Genomic DNA, 19,329 nt, shown 5'->3' on the forward strand with positions numbered 1-19,329 from the left:
AAAACTGCTCACGCGGCTAACGGGAGAGGTTGCATTGCTGCGCCTCCAGTTCCTGCTTCGTCGGGAGCGTAACTGCCTATCCCTCCACAGGCTTTAACGGCATGCCCTGCCGCCAGAATGTTTTTTTGCAGCGTTCACATCGGCGTTTTCGGAATGGCCGCAGGCCATGCATGAAAACTGCGCTTGAGACGGCCGGTTCACCTTATCGGTGAACCCACAATCTGAGCATTTCCGTGATGTGTTGCGCGGATTGATCAGGATCACCTGACCTCCGCGCCAACGCTGCTTGTACTCAAGTTGCCGACCGAACTCGAACCACCCCATATCGAGTATGGATCGGTTGAGCCCTGCTTTTTGCCGGAATTTGGAGCCTGGCTCATCGAGAGAGCCTTTTGCAGATGCCGTCATATTTTTGGTGCGCAAATCTTCGAGCACGATCACCGCGTGGCTTTTGCTGATGATCGTTGTTGCTTTGTGAATTGCGTCGTTTCGGGCATCTGCGATTTTGATATGCAGGCGAGTGATGCGTTCGCGCTGCCTCATCCAGTTATTTGAAAACTTGGTTTTGCGAGCCAGTCTTTTGAGTGGTTTTGAGCCTTCAAAAGTCGATCCATCGGACAGGACTGCGAGATTTACCACACCCCGATCAATACCGACTGCAGTTGATAATTCATGGACTGGTTCAGCGACTTCAATCGCTGTCAGGATGGAGACAAACCAATGCTTGCCTCTGCGCGATACTGTTGCGCTTCGGATTGACCCTTCGATCTCACGCGACAAACGCATACGAACCCATCCGATTTTCGGGAGAAAAACGGATGATCCTTCAAGCCGGATAGATTGTGGAAACCTGAATGAATCGCCCATGCCTTTTTTCTTGAATTGAGGCGTGCGTTTCAAAGGCTGTTTGCGATCAAATCCATCGCTGAAAGCCCGATCCAGATCCTTGAGGCACTGCTGCAAAACCTGCGATTGGGCTGTTGCGAGAAAGCCAAACTCATCCGATTTCTTCCAGAAAGTCAGCCACCAGGCAGACTCATTGTAGCGCATGATCAGCTGTTTATCCCTAAGCCGCTGAAGGTTCATGGAAAGCATTTTGTTCCAGAGGAATCGACGACAACCGGCAGAGAGAGCCTTATATCCCCACCCAAAGCTACGCTTTCGATGGGGTCTTACGGCTCGTTGGATAAGACAGGGTCTAAGCGAGTTTAAGGTCCATCAATACCGCATCTTCGCACATGCCTGTGACATCCGGGGCATAATAATTCTTCCTATAGCCACTCTCTTCAAAACCCAGTTTGGCATAGAGATTTCGCGCCGCCCGGTTGGAAACCCGCACCTCCAGAAGGATGACAGAAACCCCTGAACTGGTGTCGATGAGAAAACGGGACATCGCTTCAGCCTGCCCCAGACGCAGGAACTGCTTGGCCACGGCAATCTGCATAATCTGCATCTCATCAAGGATGGTCATACTCAGCAGATAGCCCGCCAACTCGCCACCAGTTTCACATACAATCAGGTCGTAACCCGACTCAAGCGCGGAATAGAGTGCTTGATACGACCAGCAGGAGTCAAAAGCCTGACGATTCAGCTCATAGACAGCCGTAAGATCATTAACACTACCAGCTCGGATCGTGAAATGACCGGTCAGCTTAAGGTGCCTCCACCAGCTCTTTCCAGCCACAGCCCTCTGTCACACAGACATGCTCAGTACCGCGACGCTTGGTAATTTTTACAGTTACAAATGGCGCACCGCATTGAGGGCACGGCTTGTCGATAGGCAGATCCCAGAGTGCACTCTTGCACTTGGGATAACCCGAGCAGGAGTAGAAAATCTTGCCGCGTCGGGATTTCTTCTCCAGGAAGGTTCCCTGACCGCATGCCGGGCAGTTGATACCGGTATCCTTTGGCTTCTCCAGCGGCTGGATATTCTTGCACTCTGGATAAGCCGAGCAGCCGAGGAATTTACCGTAGCGGCCATTTTTGATAGCCATCGGCTCGCCGCACTGATCACACTTCTGATCCGAAAGCTCCGGTTCTGCCTTCTCAGCTGCACCATTCAAAGGTTGGGCAACCTTGCACTCAGGATAACCGGTGCAGGCCATGAATTTACCATAACGCCCCAGCTTGATAGCCATCGGCTTGCCACATTCAGGACATTTCTCTTCGGTTTCTTCCGATGGCCGCTCTGCAGTTGCGGCAAGATCTACAGCCGCTTTAAATGGCCCCCAGAAATCACGCAGTACCGGCTTCCAACCGGACTCACCCCGGGCGACAGCATCGAGCTTGTCTTCAACTGAAGCTGTAAATTTCGGATCAACAATCTCACCGAATGATGCAACAAGGAATTTATTGACCCAGTCACCGGTATCGGTCGGAACAAAACGTTTCTTCTCCATATCCACATATTCGCGCGCGCGCAGCACATTCAGAATAGAGGCATAGGTGGAGGGGCGGCCAATACCATTGGCTTCGAGCTCTTTCACCAGTGTCGCTTCAGAAAAACGAGGTTTGGGCTCGGTAAAATGCTGTTTGGCATTTGCATCCTTAATGGTAATAGCATCTCCCACAGCCAGCGCAGGCAAGAGGCGATCTTTATCACCCTTGCCCGGCTCATCGGTACCTTCAATATAGAGCTTGCGAAAGCCGGGGAAAGCCAATGTCGAGCCGGTAGCCCTGAGCGTCAAATCTCCAGAATCAATATCAGCACGCACCTGATCCAGCAAGGCAGGGGACATCTGTGATGCCAGGGCACGTTTCCATATCAGCTTGTATAGCTTCAGGCCGTCGGCATCGAGTACTGTCTTCAGTGAATCCGGCGTACGCCCAACAGAGGTTGGTCGAATCGCCTCATGCGCTTCCTGTGCATTTTTACTCTTGGTTTTGAAGCGGCGTGCTTTTTCAGGCAGGTATTCAGCACCATATGCGCTACTGATATGAGAACGCATCTCGGCAATAGCGTCTTCAGAGAGCGTTACCGAATCGGTACGCATATAGGTAATCAGACCGACCGGCTCACCATCAACTTCGATACCTTCATACAGTTTCTGGGCAACCTGCATGGTCTTTCTGGCTGTGAATCCAAGTTTGCGAGAGGCATCCATCTGCAATGTCGTGGTGATAAATGGAGGCGCGGGCTGCTGTTTAGCCTGCTTCTTCTGAACATCGCTGACGCTGAACGAAGCCTTCTCCACACGGCGTGCCATCACCTTGGCATTCACACCATCTGTGATGGCAAATTTGCTCAATGCTTTGCCATCCACAGCGTGCAGCTGAGCCTGAAAACCCTTCTGACCAGTGAGGCACTCATTATCAATCGTCCAGAACTCTTTGGGTTTGAAATCGCGAATCAGCTGCTCGCGCTCACAAATCAGGCGCAGGGCAACCGACTGTACGCGGCCAGCTGAGAGCCCACTGCGAATCTTGCGCCACAATAGTGGGGAGAGTGTAAATCCCACAAGGTAGTCGAGTGCACTGCGTGCCTGCTGAGCATCAACTAGCTGCATATCCACTTCCGATGGATTCTCAACTGCCTCTGTGATGGCTTTCTTGGTAATCTCGTTGAACGTAATACGTAGAACAGGCTTATTTTTGAGCAGGCCACGCTCGCGCATCACCTCGGCAACATGCCATGCAATAGCCTCACCCTCTCTATCCAAATCGCTTGCAAGAATAAGTGTATCGGCCTTTCTCAACGCGGTTGCGATGGCATCCAGCCTCTTCTTCTTATCATCAATTATCTGATACTTTATTGCAAAATCGTTATCAGGGTCGACAGACCCATCCTTCTTCGGGAAGGCGCGCACATGACCATAGGAGGCCAGCACCTTGTAGCCTTTGCCCAGATATTTTTCGATCGTTTTCGCTTTGGCGGGAGACTCCACCACGACAACAGCACTCATGTATTTGGTTACTCCGAGCTTAACTGATAACGGCTGCCGGGCAGGCGCTCAATGACACCCTGCAGCTCAAGGCCGAGCAAGATGGGGGAAAGTTCGGGCATGGTCAACCCGCAAGTTTCTGTGAGCTCATCTAGATGAAGGCTCTCAGAGTGTAAAAGGTCGAGGATTTTTGCCTCATTTTCACTTCTCGGCTGATAGGTTTTTCTCTTTGGAAAGAGATCACCTTTTACCCCAAACCACCCCAGCTCCTGCATGATGGAGGCCGGATCACTGGCCAGAGCCGCCCCACCCCGGATCAGCTGATGGCAGCCTGCATGGTTGCCCACCTGCACTGACCCCGGCACAGCAAATACCTCACGACCATAGTTTCCGGCAAGTCTGGCCGTGATCAGTGAGCCTGAGCGAACCTCAGCCTCGATGACCAGCGTTGCCCGGCTCAGGGCGGCAATAACCCGGTTACGCTGCGGAAACTGTTCCGGCCTTGCACCCTGTTCGGGCAAAAATTCGGAAACGACACAACCCTGCCGGCAGATTGCTTCAACCTGCGCCTGCTGCTCTTCGTTCAGGCTGGCCAGGCCACAACCCAGCACGGCAATCGTAGGCGAACTCCCTTCAAGTCCCCCGCCATGGGCTGCTGCATCAATACCGTAGGCCATGGCGCTGATAATGGTAACGCCCTGATCAGAGAGAGGTAGCTGCTCCAACGCCGTGAGATCAGAACCCCTTCGCGACTGGCCCTGCGCGCCCCAACGACAGCCAGCATCCTTTCACTGTTTAGTGCAGAGGCATCACCCCTTACAAATAGTAGTAGCGGCGCATCGCCGATATCATTCAGGGTCTGGGGTCAGAGATCATCATCCGGACAGATCAGTCTGATCTGATTCATTTCACACTACAATCGGGGCGGTTGAGTCAGGCCTGCTCGCTTTTAAAGCCTGCAGAAGTGCAGGGAGGGGCGACACCAACGATATCCGGCCACCCTTCTGCACCGGCAGACCAGAAATTTCCAATGCCTCCGCAAGCATCGGTGAGTTTGCGAGACCAAGAAGTGGCCCGATACCACTTACCAGTGACAGTCGGAGCCATGCAGCAGCCTCATCACTCCAAGGCTTCACTGTAAACTTACTGTTGGCCGTTGCTCAACACCGCATCGCCAATGTGAACAGGTGCTGTAGATTTGGTAATCAGCGCCAGGGAGGCCTGCTCCTGTGGCACCAGTACAATCAATTCACCCACCTTCTCTTTCGGCAGACGAACATCCTCACCTGTCACCTGATCATGGATAACACGGCCACTCTGATAGATCGACATAACCGTTCCCGGCTTAATGCGGTCTTTCATGCCCAGACTAATACCAAGCACCTGGTGCTGTCCTGCTACGCGTCCATCATCGCGGATATACATCACTGAACCGCGAACCGGCAATTCAGCGGCCTGTGGAACAATTTTCAGGTCGGGGTCACGGGCCGGTTTCAGGCGATCACTGCGGGAGATCTCTGCAAACGCCTTCTCAACAACGCCACGATAGATTCCATCTTCCTCAGAAACCACTCTGACCTGGCCCCGATGCTCGACCAGCACACCCACGTCATCGCCACTGATGGGGTCAACCATCGTGCTGGTGGTGCGAAACACATCAAACAGGTCCCCGGCCTTGGCTGGCTGATTCAGCCTGAGATAGACGCGATCATGCGGGCCGTAATTGAGCCTCTCATCTTGAGAGTCGAGAATATGGCCAACACCCTCCACCTGATCGGCTTGAATAAAATCCTGTCGCATCAGAGCCGTCATAATAATCGATGAGTCAACCGGACCCTCCAGTCGCTCAACTGGTTTGAACACGACCTCTGGCTTTAGCTTAATCACCCTCAGGCCACCGGCCCGTCCGCCATCAAACCAGATTTTATTGCCGGGATAGATCAGATCGGGATTGGTGATATAGAGGTTCCGCTCCCATATTTTCAGCCACGTCCAGGGGTCCTTGAAAAAATAATCGGCAATGTCCCAAAGTGTATCGCCTTTTTTCACGACATAGGGCTGAGGCAGGTTCGGCTTCACATCGTTAGCAGATACCACCCCTTTGGTATCGAGTTCATCGGCCATGGCAACAGGTGCCACCGCGAACAAACCGAAAACAGCTATGATCAGAACAATCGGACTAAACTTCATACATGCCTCCACGGCCTGTGCACTTTATTGATCGGCCTAGCGCCCTGTGCAAACAACTTAATAAACACTCACGCATCGGGGCTCGCCTTGCGATCCTCACCTATCGTCGATTCGGTGCCATCAAGCAACCTGCTGATGTTGCTTGCATGTTTCACAGTCACCAGTGAAGCAAAAAGGATGCTGACAATCAATGCCGGTTGTGAGCCACCCATCATCCAAACCAGCAGCGGCAACGCCAGTGCCCCTGCGATTGAGGCCAGTGAAACGTAACGCGTTCGCCAGATGAGAATGCCCCAGATCACGGCCCCTATCAATGTTGCCAGTGGCTGCCATGGAAGCATTGCGCCCAGCATGGTGGCCACACCCTTGCCTCCCTTGAACTTCAGATAGACCGGAAAGATGTGGCCGATAAAGCTTGCTGCTGCAATCGCACCAATCCAAGCCTCAGAGAGCTCCATGGCAACTGCAATGGACACAGGGATAAGGCTTTTAGCAATGTCTGCCAAAAGCGTTAAAAGACCAACCAGCTTGCCGCCAGTACGCATGGCATTGGTGGCGCCGATATTGCCGCTGCCATGCTCGCGTGGGTCGCGCTTGCTGAGAGCCCTGCTCAAGAGCAGCCCGAAAGGAACGGCTCCGAGCATATAGGCAGCAATAACAGCAAGGATTAAGAAGAGACTCAAATGCCACCCTTACGATAACGCGCACGCATTTTATCCCATCCTTGCTGCATCGTATCCGCTCGATTGCCAGAGATGTAGGTAGGGAGGACATCCTCGACTGCGGCTGGTGTGCCGAATATTGCAGGGAATGGCTCACCGTCCACCACATTATCACGCCCGAGAAGCATCAGCTGATCGCGGGTGATTAGTGGCGTCGGTAGCACTGATGTGAAAGCCGCCATCAGAAATGCAGCTACACCAGGCACCGGAATCAACGTACGTTTAATGCCCATCTCTTTTACCAGCAACTCCAGCAACTCTCTGAAGCTGTAGCTTTTTGGCCCGCCGAGCTCGAATGTTGCACCTGCAACATGGCGATTACCGATAGAAGCCACAAATGCGCGTGCTACATCCTGCACCCACACAGGCTGGAAGCGGGTGTCTCCCGATATCACCGGCAATACGGGCATGCTCTGGCTCATCGCTTTGAATTTATTAAAGAAGGCGTCGCCCGCTCCGTAGATGATCGAAGGGCGAAAAATAGTGAAGTTCAGTCCCGAGTCGCACACCAGATGTTCTGCCCGGGCCTTGGTCTGGGAGTACTTGCTCGCCTCGACCTCCCCGGCTCCCAGCGCACTCATATGCAGAAGCTGTTTCACACCGCTATCCTTGCACGCCTTGATCACGTGACGGGTGCCGATCACGTGCGCTGCCTCGAAATTCTGGCGCCCCTTCTCAAACAGCAGGCCTACGAGATTAATCACCACGTCAGATCCGGCAACGGCATCATCGAGGCCATAACCATCAGTCACATCGGCACGAACCAGTCGCACACCATCCACTAGTTGGCCACGCGCTTTGACCGGATGGCGACAGGCCACAGTTACCTGATGCCCGGCCTCCACTGCCTGTTGTGCAATGGCACGCCCAACAAAGCCACTGCCACCGATAATACAAACACGCTGTCCCATCATGCCTCTCCCATATGAAATGTTTTTCAGGGTAAGTATGATCCTGCCATCGGCAAGGTCAATGCGCCTGCTGGCGACCTCTGGCTTTCCACATTAATTTTTTTAGTCTAACCTGAGAACCATGTAGAGGAGGAGCGCACTATTTCCTGTAATCACTTCGCTTTGCCAGCCAATGCCACGAGATCCAAATGAATCTCGTACCGCCAGATATAGATAGTATCCGCAACCTGCCGGAAGCTCTGTTCAGTATGGGAGAAGTCGCTGCAATTCGACCCGCACAGTGGTACCGCAAGCATGGGGAGTATCTGCCGATCACCTACGCACAGCTGGTCAGCAGTATCCGCCATGTTGCATCGGGACTGATGCTTGCTGGCGTCAAGCCGGGTGATCGTATCGGCTTGCTGATGGAGAACCGGCCCGAATGGGCAGTGATTGATTACGCCATCCTCTCTGTTGGTGCGGTAACCGTTCCACTTTATTGCACCTACCGGCCACAAGACATGGCCTATGTACTCAAGGACTCCGGCGCTTCTATCGTTTTCACCTCCGGCGGACACCTGCTTCGTGACCTGCAAAAAGCAGCGGCTGAATGCGCTGCAGTGAAACGTATCTATGCAGTCGATGACTCAAGTGACGATGAACTTGTACACAACCTTACCGAGCTGGAGGGGTGTGACGCCGATGATCAGCGCCTGAACAGGCGGCTTGCCAAGATCGGGCGCGATCAGCTGGCAACTATTGTTTACACCTCAGGCACTACTGCCAACCCCAAAGGCGTGATACTCACGCACGGCAATATCCTGACGAACCTTGAAACGGTTCCGGCCGTCATATCGCTGCTGCGTGAAGAGCGCATGCTCTCGTTTCTACCACTTGCACATACGCTCGAGCGGACTGCCAGTCACTTTCTCCCCTACTCCTACGGTATCTCGGTCGCCTTCGCCGAACGACCTGATACCGTTGCCAAGAATATGGCTGAAGCAAGGCCAACGATCATGGTTGCCGTGCCGCGCATGCTCGAGGTAGTGCGTAACCGAATCCTCTCTCAGGTCGGTAAACAACCACCGCTCAAACAGAAGCTCTTTCACAGCTATTTTTATCTCGCTGGCAAGGCGAATCCAGGCCCCATAGGTGGCCTGCTGTTGAAGCTTCTCGACAAGCTGGTGGGAGAGAAAATTCGCGGCCGCTTCGGCGGCAGGTTGCGCGTCATGGTATCCGGTGGTGCCCCCCTCAGTGTTGAGGTCGGCCAGTTCTTCGAAACACTGAAAATGCCCGTACTTGAGGGTTACGGCCTCACCGAATCAGCACCTCTGCTTGCTGCCAATCCGATGCACGACAGACGCATCGGCACAGTAGGCCTCGCTGGTAAGGGTGTTGAAATCAAGATTGCCGAGGATGGCGAGATCATTGCCCGCGGCAATAATATCATGCCGGGCTACTGGAAAAACAAAGTGGCAACCAAAGAGGCATTGATAGATGGCTGGCTGCATACCGGTGATATTGGCGAAATAGACAAGGATGGTTACCTCAAAATCACCGACCGCAAAAAGGATATTATCGTCAATTCCGGCGGCGAGAACATTGCGCCGCAACGCATCGAAGGTTTACTCGTTGCAAGTGAAGAGATTGATCAGGCAGTCGTTTATGGTGATCTGAAACCGTACCTCGTCGCCTTGATCATCCCCAATCAGGAGGCCTCTATGGCCTGGGCCAAACAGCAGGGATTACCAGAAACCGATTGGGATCACCTCTGCGGTTCCGAGATTTTCAGAAAACACCTGCAAACCAGAATCAGCGCCATACTCAAACCCCTCAATCCATTTGAACAGGTACGCCGCATTCATTTGCTGCACAGACCCTTCACCATCGAAGCCGGCCTGATGACCCCCACCATGAAAATCAAACGCCGCAAGGTTTACGAGCAATACAGAGACAACCTTGAGTCCCTTTATTCCTGATAAATCCGATAACTAATAGCCTCCTAGGTCGAGAGTTTTATTTCTGGTCTTGGCTCTTAGTTTCATTGGCTCAGGCTCGAATGATTGAAAACCCTTAATCACACTGGTGAGAATAAATATACCAGCCCTGTTATCTTATGCCTGTGAATAGATCTGACCATCCAATCAACATTACAGTGCGGACTGAATATGCAGCCGAGGCTTCCGATCCTGCGCATGACCGTTACGTGTTTATCTACTACATCAGCATTATTAATAATGGCTCACAGGCTGTTCAACTGATCTCCCGCCATTGGCTGATTACTGATGCCACTGGAAAGGTAGAGGAGGTGCACGGGGCAGGCGTCATCGGAGAACAACCGGTGATTGAAGCGGGCAAAGAGCATTTCTATAATAGTTTTTGTATGCTGGAAACGCCGGTTGGCTGCATGCAGGGGAGTTATCAGATGCAGTGTGTCGATGGTATGCAGTTTGATGCTCCAGTTGCGCTCTTTTCACTGGCCGTGCCCGGCTGCCTGAATTGACACCTGCAAACAGGCCCATTCTCTACAGTTTCCGTCGTTGCCCCTACGCCATGCGAGCGCGTATGGCGCTGGTTCAGGCTGGAATCCAATGTGTGATCCGTGAGGTCCTCCTCAAGGAAAAACCGCAACATTTGCTGGCAATCTCACCCAAAGGAACCGTTCCAGTCCTACTGTTAGCCGATGGTAGCGTCATGGATGAAAGTCTGGATATCATGCATTGGGCAATGCGGCAGCATAATGCTGGCTGGTCAGAAACTGATGATGCTGCAGTACTGATAGAACGCAACGACAGCTTCTTTAAATATCACCTCGACCGATATAAATACCCACAGCGCTTCGGCCCGGAAACTGATGCCGCTTTTCACAGGCAAAAGGCAGGGCTGTTTCTTGCCGAACTGGATGAACGCCTTCTCGCAAGCATTAACCTGTGCGGTGAGCAGGAGCGTTTTGCTGATATCGCTCTTTTGCCATTTGTGCGTCAATTTGCTGCGACTGAACCTGAGCTGTTCTCCTCTTTGCCATACCCGAACCTGCAGGCATGGCTGAACCGCTGGCTTGAAAGTGAACGATTCAACTCAGCCATGCAACGTCATGCGCAGTGGCACCCAGGTGATGCAGAAACCCTTCTGTTTTAACCACCCTATTACTACCTTGCCTGACTGGAACAGTTGCGGACATAAAAAAAGGGCGCCATTGGCGCCCTTTTCTGTTTCACTAGGAGTGGCTTACGCCGCTTCACCCTCTGCACTATCTTCTGCTCCACTCAGGTCACGGTCATCAATGACCTGTCCAAGCTCTTCGAGGATATCAGCATCAGGTGCCTTCTCGATGATCTCTTCAACCATAGCCACTTCTGCAACTGCAGGTTTCGGTGCATTGCGGGTAGCAAGACCTGTACCTGCTGGTAGCAGACGCCCGAGAATCACGTTCTCTTTCAGACCAAGCAACCAGTCGGTTTTACCTGCCAGAGCAGCCTCAGTAATAACGCGGGTTGTCTCCTGGAACGATGCCGCAGAGATAAACGAATCGGTATTCAGAGACGACTTGGTAATACCCAGCAGGATTGGCTCGAATGTTGCCGGAGCCTTTCCTTCAGCTTCCAGCTTGCGGTTAGCCTGCAGAACAAACTTACGTACCGGCTGTTCGCCAGCGACGTAGTTCGACTGGCCTGGATCAATAATCTGAACCTTACGCATCATCTGGCGTGCAATCACTTCGATATGCTTATCGTTGATCTTCACACCCTGAAGACGGTAAACCTCCTGAATTTCATCAGTCAGGTAGGTCGACAGCGCTTCAACGCCCATTACCTTGAGGATATCCTGAGGTGCAGGTGAACCTTCCATCAGGCGCTCACCACGACGTACGCGGTCACCTTCCTGAACCAGGATCTGCGATCCCTTTGGAATCTGGTATTCCAGATTGTCGGAACCGTCAGATGGTTCAACATAAACACGACGTTTACCACGGATATCCTTACCAAAGGAGATCACACCATCAGCACCTGCAATGAAGGCCAAGTTCTTCGGTTTACGCGCTTCGAATAGCTCGACAACGCGTGGCAGACCACCGGTAATATCCTTGGTCTTTCCAGCTTCGCGAGGAACACGTGCCAGTACATGACCTGCTTTTACCTCTGACTCATGGTCAGCATTCAGGATCGCGCCAGGTGAGAGGAAGTAACGTGCTGGTGTATTGGTACGCGCCAACACAATCGGATCGCCTTCCGGATCCATTGGATCAACCAGATGAATCTGTGGACGCAGCGCATCCTTGCGGGTGTCAGCCTGCTGGGTTACGACACGGCTGGAGAGCCCTGTCACCTCATCAGACTGCTCACGCATGGTGATGCCCTCTTCCAGATCAACGAAGCGAATCTTACCATCGGTCTCTGCAATCAATGGCATGGTGTACGGATCCCACTCGGCCAGTTTCGTACCGGTCTTGCATGCATCACCATCCTTAACCAGCAGATGAGCACCGTATGGGATACGGTGACGCTCCATCTCTTTACCCTTGCTGTTATTAATAACAGCTTCGGTATGACGGTTGATCACAATCTCAGAACCGATGCTATCGGTTACCGTAATTGATGACTCAAGTTTCACCACACCGGCAAACTTGGATTCAACATGCGCCTGCTCAGCAGAACGCGATGCCGTACCACCAACGTGGAAGGTACGCATGGTCAGCTGGGTACCCGGCTCACCAATGGACTGTGCAGCAATAACACCAACTGCTTCACCGATTGATACTGGGGTGCCATGTGACAAGTCACGACCATAGCAGTTGGCACAAACACCCTCTTCAGCTTCACAGGTCAGAACGGAACGGATGCGCACTGTCTCAACACCAGCTTCATCGATCTTTTCAGCCAGCTCCTCATTTACCATCGCACCGGCTGGTGCAATCTCTGCGCCTGAGATCGGATCAAGAGCAGACTCAAGCAGAACACGACCAAGTACGCGCTCATACAATGGCTCGATCACTTCGCCACCTTCAACAAGGGCAGTAATAGTAACACCGGCATCAGTGCCGCAATCCTGAATTCGAACTACAGCATCCTGCGCTACATCTACCAGACGACGTGTCAGGTAACCGGAGTTCGCAGTTTTCAGTGCGGTATCTGCCAGACCCTTACGTGCACCATGGGTGGAGATGAAGTACTGAAGAATGGTCAGGCCTTCGCGGAAGTTTGCGGTAATTGGTGTTTCAATGATCGAACCATCAGGTTTCGCCATCAGACCACGCATACCGGCCAGCTGACGAATCTGCTGTGCAGAACCACGAGCGCCGGAATCAGCCATCATGTAGACCGGGTTAAAGGTCTTGGTGGTTTCCTTCTGCGTACCGTCAGCGCTGGTCAGCTCTTCAGTAGCCAGGTTGTCCATCATGCCGCGGGCAACCTTCTCAGTGGTATGTGTCCAGAGGTCGACCACCTTGTTGTAGCGCTCGCCAGCTGTAATCAGGCCGTCGGCGTACTGCTTCTGAACCTTGGCCACTTCTGCTTCGGAAGCAGCTACAATCTCATACTTGCTTGCAGGAACAACCACATCACACAGCGCAAAGGATGCGCCAGACTTGGTGGCATAGGTATAACCGAGAACCTTCAGGCGATCAGCCAGCAGTACGGTCGCCTTATTGCCGGCAAAGCGGTAGCTCTGCTCGATCAGTGTGCCCACATCCTTCTTGCCCAACTCACGGTTAACCGCTGAGAACGGCAGCTCTTTAGGCAGAACAGTGGAAAGAATGGCACGGCCGGAAGTGGTGTGTTCACGTTTACCGCGTACACGGCAGACAATACGGCTGTGCAGTCCAACCGCGCCTGCATCCAATGCGCGAAGTACCTCATCCGGAGAGGAGAAGACCATATTCTCACCCTTTCCAAATGGACGTTCGCGGGTCAGGTAGTAGATACCCAGAACCATATCCTGTGTCGGTACGATCACCGGGCTACCGGTTGCAGGCGAGAGGATGTTGTTGGTCGACATCATCAGCGCACGCGCTTCTGTCTGCGCCTCGATGGAGAGCGGCACATGAACAGCCATCTGGTCGCCGTCGAAGTCCGCGTTGAATGCGGTACAAACAAGCGGATGCAGCTGAATGGCCTTACCCTCGATCAGGATAGGTTCAAATGCCTGAATGCCCAGACGATGCAGTGTTGGTGCACGGTTAAGCATGACCGGATGCTGATGAATAACCTCAGCAAGAATATCCCAAACCTCAGGGATTCCCTGCTCAACCAGCTTCTTGGCTGCCTTAATCGTGTTGGCCAGGCCACGCAATTCAAGTTTGTTGTAGATAAACGGCTTGAACAGCTCAAGCGCCATCTTCTTCGGCAGGCCGCACTGGTGCAGCTTCAGCTCAGGACCCACCACGATCACCGAACGACCGGAGTAATCCACGCGTTTGCCGAGCAGGTTCTGACGGAAACGACCCTGCTTACCCTTAATCACATCGGAAAGGGACTTCAACGGACGACGGTTGTTACCTGTAATTGGCTTGGAGCGACGGTCGTTATCGAACAGCGCGTCAACAGACTCCTGCAGCATACGCTTTTCGTTACGGGTAATGATCTCTGGTGCATTGAGCTCCAGCAGACGCTTCAGGCGGTTGTTACGGTTGATCACACGACGGTAGAGATCATTCAGGTCGGAGGTCGCAAAGCGGCCGCCATCCAGCGGTACCAGCGGACGGATTTCAGGAGGTAGAACAGGAATTACTTCCAGAATCATCCACTCAGGGTGATTACCGGAACCCAGCATCGCCTCAACGGTGGAGAGACGCTTGGTCAGCTTGGTCAGCTTGGTAACAGCCTTGGTAGCCAGAATCTGGGCGCGAAGCGACTGGCGCTCCTCTTCCAGGTTAATGTTCTTGAGCATCTCACGCAGTGCTTCCGCACCCATGCCGGCACGGAACTCTTCTCCGTACTCCTCAAATGCCTCAATATACTCTTCTTCAGTCATAATCTGGAACTGCTCCAGAGAAGTCAGACCGGGATCGAGAACGATATAGGATTCGAAATAGAGGATGCGCTCCAGCTCTTTCAGTGTTTTATCCAGCAGCAGGCCGATGCGTGAAGGCAGACTCTTAAGGAACCAGATATGCGCAACAGGAGCTGCAAGGTCGATATGACCCATACGCTCACGACGCACCTTTGACTGGATGACCTCAACCGAACACTTTTCACAGACCACGCCGCGATGTTTCAGGCGCTTGTACTTGCCACACAGACACTCGTAATCCTTGATAGGACCAAAGATCTTGGCACAGAAAAGACCATCGCGCTCGGGTTTGAAGGTACGATAGTTAATCGTCTCAGGCTTCTTCACTTCGCCGTAAGACCAAGAACGAATTTTTTCAGGGCTAGCCAGACGAACCCTCAGACCATCGAACTCTTCGACGCTGGACGGCTTCTGGAACATCTTGAGAAGTTCTTGCATAACTTATTCTCCTTCGTTCTCGGCTGGGTGCTTAACCATTGCAAGGTCAATACCCAGAGCATTCAATTCTTTGGTCATCACGTTAAAGGACTCAGGAATACCTGCCTCAAACGACATGTCACCGCGTACAATAGACTCGTACATTTTGGTACGGCCCTGAACATCATCCGACTTCACAGTCAGCATCTCCTGCAGCGTGTAGGCCGCGCCGTATGCTTCCAGCGCCCAAACTTCCATCTCACCGAAACGCTGGCCACCGAACTGCGCCTTACCACCCAGCGGCTGCTGTGTAACAAGTGAGTACGGACCGGTTGAACGAGCATGAATCTTCTCATCCACCAAGTGATGCAGTTTAAGGATATACATCTGACCGATAGTGATATCACGATCAAATGCCTCACCTGTACGTCCATCATAAAGTGTGGTCTGACCAGACTCTGGCTTATCTGCAAGCTTCAGCATGCGCTGGATATGCGCTTCCTTGGCACCATCGAACACCGGTGTCGCAATCGGAATACCGCCGCGAAGGTTATGCGCCAGCTCAAGCAGCGACTCTTCGTCCATGCCCTTGATATCACTGCATGCCTGTTCATCTTCAAGATAGCACTCAAGCAGGAACGAACGTAGCTCCTCTGTTGGCAATTTATCCTTAAGCATGCCGTCGATCTTCTTGCCGAGCGAACTTCCTGCCCAACCCATGTGAATCTCGAAAATCTGACCGATATTCATACGCGAAGGTACGCCCAGTGGGTTCAGGCAAATATCAACCGGAGTTCCATCTTCGGTATAAGGCATATCCTCTTCCGGTACGATGACCGAAATCACACCCTTGTTACCATGACGACCAGCCATTTTGTCACCCGGCTGCAATTTACGTTTAACAGCCACGAACACCTTCACAACCTTGATAACGCCAGGCTTCAATTCGGAACCTTCACGAACCTTGGCTACCTTCTCTTCGAAGCGTGACTCAAGCCTGCCGCGCTCTTTGTCCATAGACTCAAGAATTTCGGCAACGCGTTCGTTCACCGCATCATCGGTAACAGACACACCGGAGAGGTCTCGCAGATTTAAAGCATCGATATTCTCTGCCTTAATGGTTTCACCCTTCTTCACACCCTTGAACTGGGCAGCACTCTGGCCAACAAGAAGACCCTGAAGACGACTCACCACATTGGTCTCAAGAATACGACGCTCCTCCTCTTTATCAGAGTAGAGCTGCTCGATTGAAGACTCTTCAATAACCTTGGCGCGATCATCCTTCTCATCGCCACGACGGGTAAAGACCTGAACGTCAACAACGACGCCCTCATCGCCCGGCTTAACGCGCATCGAGGTATCACGAACGTCACTAGCCTTCTCACCAAAGATCGCACGCAGCAGCTTCTCTTCAGGAGAGAGCTGGGTTTCGCCCTTCGGTGTGATCTTGCCTACAAGGATATCACCCTGTTTAACTTCCGCACCGATGTAGGCAATGCCGCAATCATCAAGATGACGCAGAGCTTCTTCACCCACATTCGGGATATCGCGGGTAATCTCTTCAGAACCAAGTTTGGTGTCGCGAGCTACTGCCTCGAACTCTTCGATATGAATAGAGGTATAAACATCCTCTTTCACCAGCTTCTCGGAGATTACAATCGCATCCTCGAAGTTGTAACCGCGCCATGGCATCAGAGCCACCAGCGCATTACGGCCTAGTGCCAGCTCACCCAGATCAGTGGATGGGCCATCTGCAATGATGTCACCCTTGGCAACGATCTCACCGGTCTTCACCAGCGGACGCTGGTTAAAGCAGGTGTTCTGGTTGGAACGGCGATACTTGAACAGGCGATAGATATCCACACCCGGCTCACCTTCAACCTGTTCTTCCTCATAAACCTTCACAACAATACGTTCGCCATCAACGCGCTCAACCACACCACCACGACGTGCAACCTGGGATACACCCGAGTCACGTGCCAGAGGCGCTTCCATACCGGTACCAACCAGTGGCTTCTCGCTACGCAGCAGAGGAACAGCCTGACGCTGCATGTTTGAGCCCATCAGTGCGCGGTTCGCATCATCATGCTCAAGGAATGGAATCAGACCCGCACAAACAGAAACCACCTGCGATGGTGATACGTCCATGTAGTTGATGTCAGCAGGTGCGGCCATGATGAACTCGCCACCCTGACGACACTGGATCAGGTCAGATACGAACTTGCCATTCTCATCCACTTTGGCGTTTGCCTGTGCAATAACCGGTGTGGCTTCATCAATAGCAGAGAGGTAATCCACATCATCAGTCACCTGGCTATTTACAACCCTGCGGTATGGTGATTCAAGGAAACCGAAATCGTTCACTTTGGCGTAAGTCGCCAGTGAGTTGATCAGACCGATGTTCGGACCTTCAGGCGTTTCAATTGGGCAGAGGCGGCCATAATGGGTTGGATGAACATCTCGAACTTCAAAGCCAGCGCGTTCACGCGAAAGACCGCCCGGGCCAAGTGCCGAAAGACGACGTTTATGCGTTACCTCGGAGAGCGGGTTGGTCTGGTCCATGAACTGAGAGAGCTGGGATGAGCCAAAGAACTCTTTCACCGATGCAATCAACGGTTTCGCATTCACGACATCCGAAGGCATCATTTCAGTCAGATCGCCAGAGCTCAAACGCTCACGAACGGCGCGCTCCATACGAACAAGACCGACACGAATCTGGTTTTCCAGTAGCTCGCCTACTGAACGCAAGCGACGGTTACCCAAGTGGTCGATATCATCTACTTCGCCGATACCGTCACGAAGAGAGAGCAGGGTATTGAGTGCCAGCAGGATATCTTCATCACGCAGCGTACCCTGATCCAGTGGAACGATATCGTTATTGATCTCCAGGCGGCTGTTAAGCTTCATACGGCCAACACGGGATAGATCATAACGGGATGGATCATAGAACAGTGATTCAAACAGTGCTTTCGCTGTTTCAACTGTTGGTGGCTCGCCAGGACGCATCATGCGATAAATCTCAACACGCGCCTCTTCACGCGACTGAACGGTATCCAGACGCAGGGTATCAGCCAGCCACGGGCCACGAACGGCGGTATCGATCAACAGGCAATCAAACTGCTCGACTCCGGCACCCTGAAGTGCGGAGATGGAGTCTTCAGTCAGTTCCTGGTTATGGTCGATAAGGATCTCGCCACCAGGGATCAGAATAGGTTCAGCAGCAGCCTCACCGATAACGCTTTCGAGAGGTACGTCAATCCATTCAACCTCAGCCTCAGCCAGACGTTTAATCGCCATCTTGGTGAATTTTTTACCTTCAGCAACAATGCGTTTATTGCCAATTTTTATTGTCGTTACAGCACGAGTACCTTCAAACAACTCAGGTACAAATTTAACCTGCACACCCTTATCAGTAAAACGGTAGGTACGGCGCTGATAAAAACGATCAAGGATATCCTGTGTAGAGAGTCCGATAGCCTTAAGCAAAACGCCGACAGGCATCTTACGGCGCAAGTCGATGCGGAAATGAACTTTATCCTTGGCATCAAACTCGAAATCTAGCCATGAGCCGCGGTAAGGAATGACGCGAGCCTTGAACAGGAACTTGCCTGAGGCATGTGTTTTGCCCTTATCGTGGTCGAAAAACACACCTGGAGAACGGTGCATCTGTGAAACGATAGCACGCTCGGTGCCGTTAATGATGAACGAGCCGTGCTCGGTCATGCGTGGGATCTCGCCCATGTAGACAGACTGGTCGCGTACTTCGCGAACCTTACGCTTGGCGCGCTTTTCACCCTCGTTTTCGAAGATCTTCAGGCGCAGCTTCACCTTTACAGGCAGTGCGTAAGTCAGATCGCGACGGCGACACTCGTCAAGGTCATAGCGGGGAGGGCTGTACTCAAGCCCTTCAAAACCCAACTCAGCATTACCGGCATAATCGCGAACCGGAAATACTGACTGGAAAACTGTAGCCAGCCGTGAGTCGTTTACGGCTTCGCCGTAACCAACAAACTCATGGTAGGACTCGGTCTGCAGATTCAGCATGTTAGGCATGCTGATCGGCGACTTGATGGTACCGAAATTTTTACGAATACGTTTCAATGATGCTTGTTTGGCCATGATTACCCCGAACGACGTACAGATTTTCCAAAAACTCTAAAATGCGAAAAAGGCTAAGCCCCGGCAGCTTTCGCCACCGGGGATTAACCCAAAACGCTTACG

The 19,329-nt window shown here is 52.5% G+C and carries 13 protein-coding genes and 1 pseudogene; 3 read left to right on the top strand and 11 right to left on the bottom strand.

Going from position 1 to position 19,329, the window contains the following annotated elements; all coding sequences use genetic code 11:
* Nucleotides 1-93: 93 nt before the first annotated feature.
* The 9 genes and pseudogenes from Ga0123461_RS12070 to Ga0123461_RS12100 all read right to left on the bottom strand — a co-directional run bounded on the left by Ga0123461_RS12070 (nucleotide 94) and on the right by Ga0123461_RS12100 (nucleotide 7,704).
* A complete protein-coding gene (locus Ga0123461_RS12070) occupies nucleotides 94-1,188 on the bottom strand; it encodes an RNA-guided endonuclease InsQ/TnpB family protein (protein ID WP_257790605.1) in 1,095 nt (364 codons plus the stop codon).
* Between the two features lie 10 nt (nucleotides 1,189-1,198).
* On the bottom strand, nucleotides 1,199-1,684 hold the full coding sequence (rimI, locus tag Ga0123461_RS12075; RefSeq protein WP_232710225.1) for a ribosomal protein S18-alanine N-acetyltransferase: 486 nt from the start codon (nucleotides 1,682-1,684) through the stop codon (nucleotides 1,199-1,201).
* Entirely contained in the window at nucleotides 1,653-3,902 is a 2,250-nt protein-coding gene (gene topA, locus Ga0123461_RS12080; protein WP_100278566.1) for a type I DNA topoisomerase, read from the bottom strand. The genes rimI and topA overlap by 32 nt, the downstream gene beginning before the upstream one ends.
* 8 nt (nucleotides 3,903-3,910) lie before the next feature.
* Nucleotides 3,911-4,606, bottom strand: a complete 696-nt coding sequence (locus Ga0123461_RS12820) for a DNA-processing protein DprA (protein ID WP_232710226.1) — start codon at nucleotides 4,604-4,606, stop codon at nucleotides 3,911-3,913.
* A 44-nt stretch (nucleotides 4,607-4,650) separates the two neighbouring features.
* A pseudogene (locus Ga0123461_RS12670) lies at nucleotides 4,651-4,737 on the bottom strand (hypothetical protein); the annotation flags it as partial.
* A gap of 77 nt (nucleotides 4,738-4,814) precedes the next feature.
* Complete coding sequence (locus tag Ga0123461_RS12675; protein WP_232710227.1) at nucleotides 4,815-4,988, bottom strand: hypothetical protein; 174 nt, start codon at nucleotides 4,986-4,988, stop codon at nucleotides 4,815-4,817.
* Between the two features lie 36 nt (nucleotides 4,989-5,024).
* On the bottom strand, nucleotides 5,025-6,071 hold the full coding sequence (locus Ga0123461_RS12090) for a LysM peptidoglycan-binding domain-containing protein (protein WP_100278567.1): 1,047 nt from the start codon (nucleotides 6,069-6,071) through the stop codon (nucleotides 5,025-5,027).
* Nucleotides 6,072-6,139: 68 nt separating this feature from the next.
* The gene (gene plsY, locus Ga0123461_RS12095; protein ID WP_100278568.1) at nucleotides 6,140-6,754 is read right to left on the bottom strand and encodes a glycerol-3-phosphate 1-O-acyltransferase PlsY; all 615 of its coding nucleotides are present in this window, start codon (nucleotides 6,752-6,754) and stop codon (nucleotides 6,140-6,142) included.
* Entirely contained in the window at nucleotides 6,751-7,704 is a 954-nt protein-coding gene (locus tag Ga0123461_RS12100) for a complex I NDUFA9 subunit family protein (protein ID WP_100278569.1), read from the bottom strand. Before Ga0123461_RS12100 ends, plsY begins: the two co-directional genes overlap by 4 nt.
* A gap of 188 nt (nucleotides 7,705-7,892) precedes the next feature.
* Here Ga0123461_RS12100 and Ga0123461_RS12105 point away from each other — a divergent pair, with 188 nt between their 5' ends.
* From Ga0123461_RS12105 to Ga0123461_RS12115, 3 genes are all read left to right on the top strand, one after another.
* On the top strand, nucleotides 7,893-9,662 hold the full coding sequence (locus tag Ga0123461_RS12105) for an AMP-dependent synthetase/ligase (RefSeq protein WP_232710228.1): 1,770 nt from the start codon (nucleotides 7,893-7,895) through the stop codon (nucleotides 9,660-9,662).
* A gap of 137 nt (nucleotides 9,663-9,799) precedes the next feature.
* Nucleotides 9,800-10,186, top strand: coding sequence for a Co2+/Mg2+ efflux protein ApaG (apaG, locus tag Ga0123461_RS12110; RefSeq protein ID WP_100278570.1), 387 nt, complete (start codon nucleotides 9,800-9,802; stop codon nucleotides 10,184-10,186).
* The gene (locus Ga0123461_RS12115) at nucleotides 10,183-10,821 is read left to right on the top strand and encodes a glutathione S-transferase (RefSeq protein ID WP_232710229.1); all 639 of its coding nucleotides are present in this window, start codon (nucleotides 10,183-10,185) and stop codon (nucleotides 10,819-10,821) included. The genes apaG and Ga0123461_RS12115 overlap by 4 nt, the downstream gene beginning before the upstream one ends.
* 90 nt (nucleotides 10,822-10,911) lie before the next feature.
* Here Ga0123461_RS12115 and rpoC read toward each other — a convergent pair whose 3' ends face one another.
* A complete protein-coding gene (gene rpoC, locus Ga0123461_RS12120) occupies nucleotides 10,912-15,129 on the bottom strand; it encodes a DNA-directed RNA polymerase subunit beta' (protein ID WP_100278572.1) in 4,218 nt (1,405 codons plus the stop codon).
* A gap of 3 nt (nucleotides 15,130-15,132) precedes the next feature.
* Nucleotides 15,133-19,227, bottom strand: a complete 4,095-nt coding sequence (gene rpoB, locus Ga0123461_RS12125) for a DNA-directed RNA polymerase subunit beta (RefSeq protein WP_100278573.1) — start codon at nucleotides 19,225-19,227, stop codon at nucleotides 15,133-15,135.
* Between the last annotated feature and the right edge of the window lie 102 nt (nucleotides 19,228-19,329).

The organism is Mariprofundus aestuarium (genome assembly GCF_002795805.1).
GTDB classification, from domain to species: Bacteria; Pseudomonadota; Zetaproteobacteria; order Mariprofundales; family Mariprofundaceae; genus Mariprofundus; species Mariprofundus aestuarium.